Origin of the sequence: Azospirillum endophyticum (assembly GCF_016595245.1) — a bacterium.
GTDB classification, from domain to species: domain Bacteria; phylum Pseudomonadota; class Alphaproteobacteria; order Azospirillales; family Azospirillaceae; genus Azospirillum; species Azospirillum endophyticum.
Genome location: NZ_JAENHM010000030.1, coordinates 253,343 through 267,153 on the forward strand (window position 1 = coordinate 253,343; position 13,811 = coordinate 267,153).

11 protein-coding genes are annotated in these 13,811 nt (G+C 68.4%); 9 read left to right on the forward strand and 2 right to left on the reverse strand.

The window, feature by feature from the left end; all coding sequences use genetic code 11:
- Nucleotides 1-231 precede the first annotated feature (231 nt).
- Nucleotides 232-786: an alpha/beta fold hydrolase gene (locus tag JHL17_RS10630; protein WP_247893444.1), complete on the forward strand. Its 555-nt coding sequence runs from the start codon at nt 232-234 to the stop codon at nt 784-786.
- A gap of 225 nt (nt 787-1,011) precedes the next feature.
- Here the strand turns inward: JHL17_RS10630 and JHL17_RS10635 are convergent, their stop codons facing one another.
- Together JHL17_RS10635 and JHL17_RS10640 are read right to left on the reverse strand one after the other, a co-directional pair.
- On the reverse strand, nt 1,012-1,695 hold the full coding sequence (locus JHL17_RS10635; RefSeq protein ID WP_200192836.1) for a LuxR C-terminal-related transcriptional regulator: 684 nt from the start codon (nt 1,693-1,695) through the stop codon (nt 1,012-1,014).
- Between the two features lie 323 nt (nt 1,696-2,018).
- On the reverse strand, nt 2,019-2,699 hold the full coding sequence (locus tag JHL17_RS10640) for a LuxR C-terminal-related transcriptional regulator (RefSeq protein ID WP_200192838.1): 681 nt from the start codon (nt 2,697-2,699) through the stop codon (nt 2,019-2,021).
- Nucleotides 2,700-3,281: 582 nt separating this feature from the next.
- Here JHL17_RS10640 and JHL17_RS10645 point away from each other — a divergent pair.
- The 8 genes from JHL17_RS10645 to JHL17_RS10680 all read left to right on the forward strand — a co-directional run bounded on the left by JHL17_RS10645 (nt 3,282) and on the right by JHL17_RS10680 (nt 13,692).
- Nucleotides 3,282-5,645 carry an ATP-dependent helicase gene (locus JHL17_RS10645; protein WP_200192840.1) on the forward strand — a complete coding sequence of 788 codons (2,364 nt, stop codon included), beginning with the start codon at nt 3,282-3,284 and terminating at the stop codon, nt 5,643-5,645.
- A 145-nt stretch (nt 5,646-5,790) separates the two neighbouring features.
- On the forward strand, nt 5,791-6,987 hold the full coding sequence (locus tag JHL17_RS10650; RefSeq protein WP_200192842.1) for a hypothetical protein: 1,197 nt from the start codon (nt 5,791-5,793) through the stop codon (nt 6,985-6,987).
- Nucleotides 6,988-7,093: 106 nt separating this feature from the next.
- Nucleotides 7,094-7,984 carry a 50S ribosomal protein L11 methyltransferase gene (locus JHL17_RS10655; RefSeq protein ID WP_200192844.1) on the forward strand — a complete coding sequence of 297 codons (891 nt, stop codon included), beginning with the start codon at nt 7,094-7,096 and terminating at the stop codon, nt 7,982-7,984.
- Between the two features lie 80 nt (nt 7,985-8,064).
- Complete coding sequence (locus JHL17_RS10660) at nt 8,065-8,535, forward strand: tellurite resistance TerB family protein (protein WP_200192846.1); 471 nt, start codon at nt 8,065-8,067, stop codon at nt 8,533-8,535.
- 261 nt (nt 8,536-8,796) lie between these two features.
- Complete coding sequence (locus JHL17_RS10665; protein WP_200192848.1) at nt 8,797-10,848, forward strand: M24 family metallopeptidase; 2,052 nt, start codon at nt 8,797-8,799, stop codon at nt 10,846-10,848.
- A 245-nt stretch (nt 10,849-11,093) separates the two neighbouring features.
- The gene (locus JHL17_RS10670; protein ID WP_012974572.1) at nt 11,094-11,459 is read left to right on the forward strand and encodes a chemotaxis response regulator CheY; all 366 of its coding nucleotides are present in this window, start codon (nt 11,094-11,096) and stop codon (nt 11,457-11,459) included.
- A gap of 147 nt (nt 11,460-11,606) precedes the next feature.
- Nucleotides 11,607-12,764 carry a protein phosphatase CheZ gene (locus tag JHL17_RS10675; RefSeq protein WP_200192850.1) on the forward strand — a complete coding sequence of 386 codons (1,158 nt, stop codon included), beginning with the start codon at nt 11,607-11,609 and terminating at the stop codon, nt 12,762-12,764.
- 202 nt (nt 12,765-12,966) lie between these two features.
- Nucleotides 12,967-13,692: a hypothetical protein gene (locus tag JHL17_RS10680; protein WP_247893445.1), complete on the forward strand. Its 726-nt coding sequence runs from the start codon at nt 12,967-12,969 to the stop codon at nt 13,690-13,692.
- The last annotated feature ends 119 nt before the right edge of the window (nt 13,693-13,811 follow it).

Below are 13,811 nucleotides of genomic sequence, written 5' to 3' on the forward strand. Positions count from 1 at the left end.
ACGACTTGGGTTCCGCTTCGTTAGGGTTGGTTGTGGCGGTGGGACGGTTCCACCGCGAATGGCCAACTCCGGGGATCACCGACCGTGTTCTTTCACACCCAGCCTTCCGCCGTCCGTGCCGGACGGGCAGAGACCGCCCGTTTTCCGGTGAACGGCTTGGCCGTGGATGGGGGGAATGCCTGGGCCGGCGATCGGGCGGCCGATCGCGCGGGCGATCCATCGGGACGGCGCGTGATCTTTCTCCATCCCGGCAAGGGAGCGTGGTGGCGGCTGCTCGACCAGGTGCCGGCAGGCCAGGAATGGCTGACCGTACCGGCTGCCGCGGGAGCGGCGATCCTCTCGCCGTTGCTGGTGGAGCGCGGCGGGCGCCGGCCGGTGCTGGTTGCAGGGGCGATGACGGCGCCGCTCGCGATCGCCGCGGCGCTGGATTTTCCCGAGCAGGTCGGCGGCGTGATGATCGTCGACGACGTCGGTGCCGAGTCGCCGATGCGTCGGCGCTGGAACGCGTTGGCGGCCCGTTTCGGCCGGACATCACCGGCCGTGCGGTCCGGCACCCTCGGTGAGCTTGAAGCCGAACTGCCGGCGGTCCGCTTGCCGGTTACCCTGATACAGGGCAGCGACCCGACCGGCCTGTTCTCGCTCCTCGAAGGCGGACTGACCGGCTGCCGGACATTGACGGTCGTCGCGGTCCCCGACGCAGCCGCCATCCGTCCGCGGACCCACGCCGCCGAATTGCGCGGCGCCCTGCTGGCCCTGGTCTCCGCCGTGGAGCGGGCGCAGCGGTAAGGGATGACGGCCGGCAAGGCCGGCCCTCGGCTTCAGAAAAACCGAGCCCTTCGAAGTCAGCGCCCGCTCTTCAGGCGTTCACGGAAACAATGGCCGGGTGGCGGGCGGACAGCCGCTTCGCATCCGACAGGGCCGCAGGAAGCCGGCCTCGATTTGAAGCGTGAAGCCGATCGCCAGCCAGGGGTTTCAGAGCGCGCGAAGCGCACCCCGCCGAGTTTCAGAGCCTCACAGGCTTTGCGCCGTCAGGGCGGCCTGGGTACGGTTGCGGACGCCCAGATGCCGCAGGATGGCGGTGACGTGAACCTTCACGGTGCCTTCCGTCAGACCCAGTTCATGGGCGATCTGCTTGTTGGATTTGCCGTCGCGCAGCCGTGCCAGCACGTCGCGCTGGCGCGGCGTCAGCTGGTCGCCGTTGCCGTTGCCGAGGCCCGCGGACTCGTCCATCGTGTCGCCGTTGCCGGTCCCGCCGTAGCTGCCGCCATAGCCGCCATGCATCTGGTCGACGCGGTCGCCGCCGCGGATGGCCTGCTCGGGAAGATAGATGCCGCCGGCAAGCACCAGTTGCAGCGCGCCCAGCAGAACCTTGGCGCTGGAGGATTTCGGGATATAGCCGGCGGCTCCGTTCTCCAGCGCGGCCAGCAGGTCCGACCGCTTCTCCGACCCCGACACCACCACCAGCAGCGCCTTGGGCAGGCTGGCATGGATGTCGCCCAGCGCCGAGAAGCTGGTCCAGCCCGGCATTCCCAGATCCAGCAGGATCAGGTCGAAGGGCCTGGTCCCGTCGCAGAGCGACCGCACCTCGTCATAGGTGCTGGCTTCGAAAAACGTCATGTCGGCGTCGAATTGCGCCAGCAGCCGGCGCAGACCATCTCGGAACAGCAGGTGATCGTCGGCGATCAGCACGTTCATCGCAGGCATTTCCAGAAGGTTGCGGCGATCTCACACCGGGATGGCGTCATCGATCCGGACGTTCAGATAGGCACGCCCATTCAGGCGCTGTAGTTCGCTTTTGGTCTTAGACCGCTTCCTCTATGCCCGCCTGCGCGGCTTATCCGCATCCGTCTCGCGGCAAGAGCCTGCAAAGGACAAGGCTTTGCAAAAGGCAACGTCCCGCCCCGCCGGCCGCCTGCCCCGGATGGACGGGACGGGCGGCCTGTACGGAAGGCGGGCGAGACCTTTTGGCGGAGCTGTCGAAGAGCCGGCGACCGGGCCGGCGACCGGATCGGAGAGGATCAGACCGTAGCGGCGACGCCGGTCTCGGCAGCCTGATCGCCGATGCCGTTGTTCAGCGCCCAGATGGCGGCCTGGGTGCGGTTGGAGGCGTTGATCTTGCGCAGCAGGCTCTTCAGATGAACCTTCACGGTGGCTTCCGTGATGTTCAGGTGATTGGCGATCATCTTGTTGCTGTTGCCGTTCAGCAGGCAGCGCAGGATCTGAACTTCGCGCTGCGACAGGCCCTTGCGGCGGGTCGGCAGCTCGGCGCCCATGTCCTCGGTGCGGCCGCTGACCAGCAGTTCGGCCAGATGGGTCGGGAACACCTTCTCGCCCATCATCACCAGCTTCAGCGACTGCATCAGCGCCTCGCAGGCGATATCCTTCAGCAGGTAGCCGCCGGCGCCGGCACCGAGCGCCGCCGACAGGCGGCGGGTCTCCAGGTCGTTGGTCAGAATGACGACCTTGATCGACGGGTGATGCTCGCGCAGCGAGCGCATCGCCTCGACCTCCTCGTCGGCGCCGCTCGGCAGATCGATCAGGATCAGATCGGGGTTCGTGCCGGTGCCGAGGGTCGACAGGCCCTCGCGCAGGGTGCCGGCCTCGCCGACGACGTTGAAGGGGGTGCCTTCGAACAAGCGCTTCATGCCCTCACGGAAAAGCTTGTTGGCGTCGATGAGGAAAACGTTGATGGCATCCATGGTCTCAGCCCGCCTTTTGTTCCATTCCGATCGAAGTGGCGCCGAATGGCGCTTCGGAGGCATCCCCGACCGTTCGCCCCAGCGTCCGGTCCGCTCACCCCTCGGGGTTCGGGGGTGCCTCGTTGTGATCCATAGATACCCCCGATTTGCGCCGGGCAAAATTTCGCTTAGGTAAATTTCGCGTCGAGCAATGGGCATATGCCGTAAGACCGCATAAGACAAGATGCGGACATAAAGCGCCTTGCAATGGTCGGGTGGAGTAACGGTCTGTGACATAAGAGGGCAAATCGTCGACAGACTGCCTGTGATTTCGTCAGGACCCTGAACTACAGTGTCAGGAGACTTCTCCGCCTAACGGTTCTTGCCGTGCAGAACTATGTCATCGCCCGATGGTTGGAGTCCTATGCCCGGGAATTCCGCCCTTCGGCATAAGCTTGGCCGCTTCGTCCCGTGATCGCCGCCGGATGCCGCCGCGTCTCGCCGGGGGTCGTGCCGGGGCGCTCTGTGCTGTATACGTTCCGACCACGAGATGGCATTCGCATGCCTCAGCCGATTTTTGTCCATCGCCAGTCCGGGCCCCCCATGTCAGACGCTTATGATGATGATCCGTTGAGCCATGCCGCTCCTGCCGCTGCCGGTTCGACCTCCGGCTTTCCGCGGGAGAGTTTTCCGGCGGCCCAGCGTTTCGCCTATCTGGACGGATTGAACCCGACCCAGCGAGCGGCGGTGGAGGCTCTCGACGGACCGGTGCTGGTGCTGGCCGGTGCCGGCACCGGCAAGACGCGGGTGCTGACCACCCGGCTCGCCCATTTGCTGATGACCCGCCGTGCCGCCGCTTTCCAGATCCTGGCGGTGACCTTCACCAACAAGGCCGCCCGCGAGATGCGCGAGCGCGTCGGCCATCTGATGGGGATCGAGCCGGAAGGCTGGTGGCTCGGCACCTTCCATGCGCTGGCCGCCCGCATCCTGCGCCGCCATGCCGAACTGGTCGGGCTGAAATCGAACTTCACCATCCTGGACACTGACGACCAGGTCCGTCTGATCAAGCAATTGCTGCAGGCCGAGAACATCGATTCCAAGAAATGGCCGCCGCGTCAGGTGCTGGGCGCGATCGAGCGCTGGAAGGACCGCGGCCTGACCCCCGACCGCCTCGCCGATGCCGACGGTGGCGACGTGGCGGGCGGCCGGGTGGTGGCGATCTACCGTGCCTACCAGGAGCGGCTGCGCACCCTGAACGCCTGCGACTTCGGCGACCTGCTGCTGCACAACCTCGCCATCTTCCAGAACAATCCGGACGTGCTGGCGGAGTATCACCGCAAGTTCAAATACCTGCTGGTCGACGAATATCAAGATACGAACGTCGCCCAGTATCTGTGGCTTAGAATACTTTCGCAGGCCCATAAGAATATTTGTTGTGTTGGCGATGAAGATCAATCGATATACGCTTGGCGTGGAGCTGAGATTGGAAATATCCTCAGGTTCGAGACCGATTTTCCTGGGGCTACTATAATAAAGCTGGAACAGAATTACCGCTCCACCGGCCATATCCTGGCCGCAGCGAGCGGCCTGATCGCCAACAACCAGGGCCGGCTCGGCAAGACGCTGTGGACCGAGGCCGACGGCGGCGAGCCGATCAAGGTCAAGGCGGTGTGGGACGGCGAGGAGGAGGCGCGCTGGGTCGGCGAGGAGATCGAGGGGCTGCAGCGCAAGGGCACGCCGCTGTCGCAGATCGCCGTGCTGGTCCGCGCCGGCTTCCAGACCCGCGAGTTCGAAGAACGCTTCATCACCCTGGGGATGCCCTACAAGATGCTGGGCGGTCCGCGCTTCTACGAGCGGCAGGAAATCCGCGACGCGCTGGCCTATTTCCGCGTGGTCAATTCCGGCGACGACGACCTCGCCTTCGAGCGGATCGTCAATCTGCCCAAGCGCGGCGTCGGCCCGGCGGCGATGCAGAGCCTCTACACCGCCGCCCGCGCGCGGGGGCTGTCGCTGACCGAAGCCGGATGGGCGCTGACCGAGACGGACGAGCTGAAGCCGAAGCTGCGCGCCACCCTGCGTGGACTGCTGCAGGACTTCTTCCGCTGGCGGACGCTGATGGAGACGGTGCCGCACACCGAGCTCGCCCGTACCGTCCTCGACGAGTCCGGCTACACCCGCATGTGGCAGGAGGACAAGACGCCGGAAGCGCCCGGCCGGCTGGAGAACCTGAAGGAACTGATCACCGCCATGGCGGAGTTCGAGAATCTGCCGGGCTTCCTGGAGCATGTGGCGCTGGTGATGGAGAATGCCGAGGCCGCCGGGGTCGAGCAGGTCACGGTGATGACCCTGCACGGCGCCAAGGGGCTGGAGTTCGACCATGTCTTCCTGCCGGGCTGGGAGGAGGGCGTGTTCCCCAACCAGCGGGCGCTGGACGAGACCGGCATCGCCGGGCTGGAGGAGGAGCGGCGGCTGGCCTATGTCGGCCTGACCCGGGCGCGCCGCCGCGCCTATGTCAGCCATGCCGCCAACCGCCGGCTCTACGGCAACTGGGTCAGCGCCGTGCCGTCCCGCTTCGTCGAGGAAATCCCACAGGACAATGTGGAGGCGGAGGCCGCCAACGGCCTGTTCGCCGGCAGCGGCGGGCGGGGGAGTTTCGGCGGCGGTTCAGGCAGCTATGGCGCCGGCGGATCGGCGGGCGGTTTCGCGGGCGGCGGCTTCCAGTTCCGCGGCTCGACCCGGCAGGCGCCGGCACCCAAGACCATCACGCTGGACCAGGGCGCCTATGCGGTGGCGCCGCGCCCGCGCCCCGATGCGCCCTTCGCCAAGGGCGCGCGGGTCTTCCACCAGAAATTCGGCTACGGCACCGTCGTCGCCGTGGCGGAGGACAAGCTGGAGATCGACTTCGACCATTCCGGCAACAAGAAGGTGATGGACAGCTTCGTCGTGCCCGCCGACAAGGCGGGCTGATCTCGGGGAGCACGCCGACAACGCGGATTGATCCGGCCTCCGGCTCCCTTGTGGGACGTGTTGCCGCACTGTGATGGCCGTCACAGCCCGGCAATCCGCCGCGGCACATCATTGCAGCATTGCAATGGAGCCGGGGGCATCCGCCGTGTTCGGAACGGGCAGCATCAGCTACGAGGTGCAGAGCCGCCGCGAAGGCCATTGGCGCATCGAGGGGGCCTACACCGACCAGGAGGCGGCGCTGTCGGCCGCCCGTTCGCAACTGGCGGCCTCCGGGGTGGAGGAGGCGAAGGTGGTGAAGTTCCGCACCGTCGCCGGCCTGTCGCTGGAAACGGTGATCCTGCACAAGACGGCTCCCCAGCCCCAGCGCCAGGGCCTCTCCCTCGGCGGCACGGCGGAGGGGGCGCCGCTCTGCCGCACGCCCGACGACCTGCGCGGCTTCGAGAGCCGGATGGTCATCGGCCGGCTGCTGCGCCCCTATCTCGACGCCCAGCGCATCACCCCGACCGAACTGCTGCATTCCTGGCCGCTGTTCCGCCGGCTGGAGGAGCAGGGCGCGCTGATGGGCGCCGCCATCCATGCGGTCGCCCGCCACCACGCCGATCTTCACGGCGTCTCCCACGCCGCCCGTGCCCGCGAACTGCGCCAGCTGGTGGAGGCGGTCACCGCCGCCGCCCGCGATGCGCTGGCCGAAGGCCGCCGGCTGCCGCGCTTCGATGCCACCGATCTGCCCGGCACCAGCAGCCGCATCGTGGAGGCGGTGGGGCCGGCCGGCCACGACCCGCTGTTCCTCACCCTGCTGTGCCGGCATCTGGAAGCCGGTGGGCCGCTGGCCGGAAAGCTTGATCTGTTGCTGGCGCTGATGGGTGACGCGGCCGAGCCACGGCATCTGGCCCTGCTGGACGGGGTGGTCGCCGACATCCTGGGCTCCGCCGACACGGTCAAGGAGTTGCTGGGTGCCCAGCCCAGCCTGCATGCCGGCCTCTGCACGCTGGCCGACGCCCTGTTCGACCGCGATCCCGTTCCGGCGCAGGTACCGATGGGCGCTCCGCTGCGCCGGGTCTGCCGCCTCGCCCTGCGGGGCCGCGCGCCGCAGAGCCGGGCTGTCCTGCTGGAGCGTCTGCGCCGGAGCATCGCCGGCGACCAGCCGCTCGACCGCCGCGACGCGACGGCGGAAGGCCTGTTGGCCCATGACCTCGCCGACCGGCTGAGGGGAGCGGACGGCATGATGCTTGGCGGAGCGGCGATGGAAAAGGCGCTCGACCGCCGACTGACGCGCCACCGGCAGGCGGTCCTGCGGGCGCAGGGCATGCACGACATCGCCGACCGCCTGTCGGGGCGATAGAGGAGCGATAAGGGTTTCTCCAAATCTCCGGAAGCCTTGGTCTCTTTCCGCCTTGATGCTAAAAACGCCGCTTCTGTTCTCGCGCCGTCGTCGGAAAGCCCCTGTCATGTCGCAAACCCCGCTCTGGCGCATCGCGCTGGTCGTTCCCGAAGCCCATGCGCCGGCCTTTGCCGAGGCGGTGGGCGACCATGCCGATGCGGTGTCGACCTTCGAACTGGAGGAGGGCGGCGACTGGCTGGTCGAGGCGACCCTGTACGGCGTCCCCGACGAGGCGCGGCTGCAGTCCCGCGTCGCCGTGCTGGCGAAGGCGCTGGGGATCGAGGAGCCGCGGCTGGCGATCGAGAGCCTGCCGCCGATCGACTGGGTGTCGCACAGCTACCAGGGCTTCCCGCCGATCCGCGCCGGGCGCTTCTTCGTCCATGGTTCCCATCATGAGGGCATCGTTCCGGCCGGCAGCATCCCGCTGCTGGTGGATGCCGCCACCGCCTTCGGCACGGGGGAACACGGCTCGACCAACGGCTGCCTCCAGGCGCTCGACCGGCTGTCGCGCCACCTGAAGCTGCCGCGCGGCGGCCGGCGCGGCGCGCTCGACATGGGCTGCGGCTCGGGCATCCTGGCGCTGGCGGTTGCCAAGCGCTGGCGCGTGCCGGTGACCGCCGTCGACATCGACCCCGAGGCGGTGCGCGTCACCGGCATCAACGCGGCGCTGAACGGGCAGAAGGGCATGATCCGCGCCCAGGGCGGCGATGGCTACCACACCCGCATCGTCGGCCGGCACAAGCCCTATACGCTGATCACCGCCAATATCCTGGCCCGCCCGCTGTCGCGCATGGCGCCGCAGCTGCGCCGCCATCTGAAGAAGGGCGGCTATGCCGTGCTCGCCGGGCTGCTGAACCGCCAGGAGCGCCACGTCATCCAGGCGCACCGCAACCAGGGCCTGCGGCTGGTCGCCCGCATCCCGGTCGGGGAATGGACCACTCTTGTGGTCAAGCGTTAAGCCAGGGGCCGTTGAAACCAAAGGGCCGGGTCGCGACTTCCCCTAGGGACGATGTTCCGACATGTTCCTGGGGAGCCACCATGCTGAACCGCATCCGGTCCTTGTTCACGGGCGACGACGCCACCGAGCCGGGCGAGGACGCCCTGCAGGCCGCCGCCGCCGCCCTGATGGTCGAGGCCGCACGGACCGACAACACCATTTCGGAGGCGGAGCGCGACCGCATCATGGCGGTCGCACGGCGCCACTTCAACCTGAGCGAGGAAGAGGCGCAGGACCTGCTGTCCGCCGCCGTCTTCGACACCGAGGACGTCTCGCCCTACCTCCGCTATGTCAGCATCATCATGGAGCGCTGCCCGCCCGGCCAGCGCCTCTGGATCATCGAGATGCTGTGGGAGGTTGCCTACGCCGACGGTGTGCTGAACGACCTGGAGTCCAGCCTGCTGCGGCGGATCGGCGGCCTGCTGCACATCTCCGACGTCGAACGCGGCGAGGCCCGCAAGCGCGTGCTGGCGCGTCTGGGGCTGCCGGACGATGCGGGGTTGCCAGTCTGAGGGGGTGCGTTTTTCCCCTCCCTAACCCTCCCCCACCTTCGGTGGGAGAGGGGACTGCCGCCGCTTCGGCATTTTCGTTACGCTGACAAGCATCCAACCCCCTCCACCGCCGAGGGCGGGGGAGGAATGGGGAGGGGGCATTCGAAGCCGCCCCCCCAACCGGCCCCCCAACCAGCATAACCGTCGCACCACCGCTTGCGCGGGACCGGCCGGGTGCCTAGCCTGTCACCTCAGGATTCACTCTTCCGAGGAACAGGTTCCGTGCCCAGCGCGATCCCCTCCGCTGCCTATCGTGGCGACGACGTCCTTGCGACCCTGTTGGCCGAAGCCGGGACCGGCCGGTCTCCCGCCGACGTCCGTGCGCTGCTCGCCGGCGTGCTGGCGGCGCCGGAGGGAGAGGATCCGGCGGCCTGGCTGGTGCTGGTGGGCGAGGCCCTGCCGCCGGCCCTGACCGAACAGCTCCAGGCGCTCAAGTCGCTGCTGGCCGCCGAGGCGCCGGCGGAGGAGCCCGCACCGGCGCAACGGCTGGCGGACCTGCGCGCCGCGCTGAAACGCCGCGACCTCGACGGCTTCATCGTTCCGCGCGGGGACGAGCACCAGGGCGAGTATGTGCCGCCGCGGGCGCAGCGGCTGGGCTGGCTGACCGGCTTCACCGGATCCGCCGGCCATGCGGTGATCACCGCCGACCACGCGGCGGTCTTCGTCGATGGCCGCTACACCCTTCAGGTCCGGGCCGAGGTGCCGGCCGACCTGTACGAGTACCGGCATCTGATCGAGGATCCGCTGACCGACTGGATCGCCGCCGCCCTGCCGGATGGCGGGCGTTTCGGCTTCGATCCCTGGCTGCACACCATCGGCTGGGTGGAGAAGACCCGCGCCGCGCTGGAGCGCGCCGGCATCCTGCTGATCGCCTGCGAGGACAACCCGCTCGATTCGGTGTGGCGGGGCCAGCCGCCGGCCCCGCTCGCGCCGGTGGTGCCGCAGGACGAGGACTTCGCCGGCGAAAGCTCCGCCGACAAGCGCGCCCGCCTGGCCGACGAGCTGGGGCAGAAGGGCATCGCCGCCGCCGTGCTGACCCAGCCCGACAGCGTCGCCTGGCTGCTGAACATCCGCGGCGCCGACGTGCCCTGCACGCCGCTGCCGCTGTCCTTCGCCATCCTGTCGGCCGATGCGTCGGTGGAGCTGTTCCTGGACCCGCGCAAGCTGGCGCCCCGAACCCATGCTCAGCTGGGCAACCAGGTGCGGGTGCGGCCGGTGGAGGAATTCGGTCCGGCGCTGGATGCCGTCGCCCGCGGCTCCGCCCGCGTGCTGGCCGACCCGGGCTGCACCTCGGCCTGGATCGTCGACCGGCTGCTGCTGGCCGGCGCCAGGGTGGAGCGCGACGGCGATCCCTGCGCCCTGCCCAAGGCGGCCAAGAACGCGGCGGAACTGGCCGGCACCCGGGCCGCCCATCTCCGTGACGGCGCCGCCATCGTCCGCTTCCTGTCATGGTTCTCGCAGGAGGCGCCGAAGGGCACCCTGACCGAACTGGCGGTGGTGGAGCGGCTGCTGGCCTGCCGCCGGGAGAACGAGCGGTTCCGCGGCGTCAGCTTCGACACCATCGCCGGGGCCGGGCCGAACGGGGCCATCGTCCATTACCGCGCCACCCCGGAGACCGACCGCCGGCTGGAGCCGGGCAGCCTGTTCCTGCTGGACAGCGGCGCGCAATATCTGGACGGCACCACCGACGTCACCCGCACGCTGGCGGTGGGCGAGCTGGATCCGGCGCTGGCGGCTGAGATGCGCGACCGCTTCACCCGTGTGCTGAAGGGGCATATCGCGCTGTCCACCGCCCGCTTCCCGCGCGGCACCACCGGATCGCAGCTCGACGTCCTGGCGCGGCTTCCCTTGTGGCAGGCCGGTCTGGACTACGACCATGGCACCGGCCATGGCGTCGGCAGCTTCCTGTCGGTGCATGAGGGGCCGCAGCGGGTGTCCAAGGTCGGCAACACCGTCGCCCTGCAGCCGGGCATGATCCTGTCCGACGAGCCCGGCTATTACAAGACCGGTGCCTATGGCATCCGCATCGAGAACCTGATCGTCGTCCGCCCGGTGGAGCCGGAGGGCGAACCGGCCGGTGCCGAACGTCCGGTCCTGGAGTTCGAGCCGCTGACCCTGGTGCCGATCGACCGGTCGGTGATCGAGCGGGCGTTGCTGACCGATGCGGAGGCCGCCTGGGTCGACGCCTATCATACGCGGGTGTGCGAGTCGCTGTCGCCGCTGCTGGACGAGGCGACCCGCCGCTGGCTGGAGGCGGCGACGGCTCCCCTGTGACCGCCAAAGCGCAGTCATGTCGAATCGGAACCGATGTTGGGGACACCCCTGATTCCGCAAGAAGTTGTCGTCCGTGGTAACACGTTCTTTACCGGCCTGCTGCAGTGTGACCCAAGGGGATGACTTTTGGCGGCGGTTAGGGCACTACAGTCGGCATCACTTCCCGGATTACGGCGCAGCCCCCGCGCCGGGTGGGCGTAACGGCCGGACAGACACCGGCAACGGATTATTGCGGAGACGTCTAGATGAAGATCCTCGTCGTCGATGATTACGCCACCATGCGGCGCATCGTGCGGAACCTGTTGACCCAGATCGGCTACACCGACATCGACGAGGCCGGCGACGGCGTGTCGGCGCTGGCGAAGCTGCGTGAGAGCAAGTTCGGCCTCATCATCTCCGACTGGAACATGGAGCCGATGACCGGCTTGCAGCTCCTGAAGGAAATCCGTGCGGACGCGAAGCTGGCGGCGACGCCCTTCATCATGGTCACCGCCGAGAGCAAGACCGAGAACGTCATCGCCGCCAAGCAGGCCGGCGTGAACAACTACATCGTGAAGCCCTTCAACGCCGACACGCTGAAGCAGAAGATCCAGGCCGTCATCGGCGGCTGATCTTCGGCGGCAGATCTTTAACGGCTGACGTCGCGGCGGCTGATCCGGCCCGGATGATCGGGACCGGGTGATCGGCCGCCCGCCACCCGGGCAAAATGTCCGGGTCATCGGAGCGGCTGGCGAATCCAGTTTGGGGAGTGGACCGGTTTGGAGCAGCTTCCGCAGCTGTCCGATGAGGAATTCGAGCAGATCGAGGACGCCATCGCCCGATCGGCGAAGGGCAGGGCGTTCCTGCGGCGGCTCCACCGGCGGTCCCTCGGGGCCGCAACGGAGGAGGTGCGCGCCATGCTCCAGGAGTTCCGCGATTCCTGGAGCCGGCAGAACGAGGCCGTGGAGGCCGGCAAGCACGTCGGCGTCCTGCGCCGCGAACTGATGGAAATGGCCGCCTCGATCGAGCAGGCCAGACGGGAAGTGGCGGCCTTGCGGCCACCGGACGGATCGGGCGACAAGATCCTGTCCGCCACGAACGAGCTGGACGCCATCGTCATCTCGACCGAGCGTGCGTCCTTCGAGATCCTGAACGCCGCCGAGCGGCTGATGGACCTGTCGGGCAAGCTGCGGGCCGGCGGCGCCGATCCGTCGATCTGCAGCGACATCGACACGCAGGTGAACGACATCTTCACCGCCTGCTCCTTCCAGGATCTGACCGGCCAGCGCACCAGCAAGGTCGTCAACGCGCTCCGCTACATCGAGCAGCGCGTCATGGCCATGATCAGCATCTGGGGCGAGGATGGGCTGGCCGGCATCATGGTCAAGGAAGAGCAGACGGACAGCCGTCCCGACGCCCATCTTCTGAACGGTCCGCAGTTGGACGGCCACGGCGTCAGCCAGGCCGATGTCGACAGCATGTTCGACAGCCCGGCCCCCGCACCGGCGCCGGTCGCGGCACCGCCTCCGCCGTCCGCCCCGCCCAAGGCCAGCCAGGCCGATATCGACAGCATGTTCGACGCGCCGGCGCCTGCCGCGGCTCCGGCCAAGGCCAGCCAGGCCGATATCGACAGCATGTTCGACGCTCCGGCGCCCGCCGCGGCTCCGGCCAAGGCCAGCCAGGCCGATATCGACAGCATGTTCGACGCTCCGGCGCCCGCCGCGGCTCCGGCCAAAGCCAGCCAAGCCGATATCGACAGCATGTTCGATGCGCCGGTCCCGGCGGCGCCCGCCCCGGCCAAGAAGCCCGTGCCCAAGCCGGCGGGTGCCGCGCCGAAGGCCAAGGCAGCGTCCAAGCCGGCCGCGCCTCCACCGTCCGCGGCGGCGGAACCGCCGGTACCGCTGGATCAGGCGGCCATCGACGCCCTGTTCGGGTAAGCGCCCGCCGGTCCGTCCCGACGCAGACGGCTGGGATTTTCGTGCCGAGCCTTCCCCCCGGATTGATCCCGCTCCGCCGGCCGATGGCCGGGCGGCGCGCGTTCAACCGATCCAAAAGCAGAACACCGACACGCGACCAGACATCCATCACACACAGGCCATAGGCGGCCATTTGCGAGAGGCGCGACCGACGATGAAGCAGATGACCAAGCCTTTCATGGCCGAGCTTCAGAAGGCCCGCAAATCCGGGCATCCGTTCCAGTCCCTGATCGAAGACGGCGCGGCGGTCGCGACGCTGCCGGCGCCGACCCAGGTGGTCCAGGCCGACAACACCGAGGTCCTGCGGGCGGTCAGCGAGCTTGGCGCCAAGCTGGACCGCTTCCTGGCGATGGACGCGGCGCAGATCGACCAGATCCAGGTGGAGATCGCCGACATCTCCGGCCGCATCAAGGCGACCAAGGTGGAGATGGCCGCCATCCGCCACCCGCTGGCCGGTGACGACAAATTCGAGCAGGCCAGCCAGGAGCTGAGCGCCGTCGTCGCCGCGACGGAGGCCGCAACCAACACCATCATGGCCTGCGCCGAAGAGCTGGAAGAGGTGGTGTCGGAACTGAAGTCCTCGCTGCCGGAGGGCTACCACAACGACCGCGTCAACGACATGGTCGACGTCATCGTCCGCATCTACGAGGCCTGCAACTTCCAGGATCTGACCGGCCAGCGCATCACCAAGGTCGTCCGCGCCATGTCCTTCATCGAAGAGCGCGTCGACGCCATGATGGGCCTGTGGAACAAGCGCGAGTTCGAGGCGATGCCGCTGCCGCCGTCCGTCACCAAGAAGGACGAGAACCTGGATCTGCACGGCCCGGCCGAAGCCGGCCCGGACAGCGGCAACATCAGCCAGGCCGACATCGACGCGCTGTTCGGATAGGACGCTTTCCCGTCCGTTTTCCGTCGGGGCGGGGAGGGGCTCATCGCCCACCCCCGCGTTACCGCTTGCGGCGCCCTCACCCCGGCGTGCTATACAGGGGCAACTTCGAAAGCGCCCAA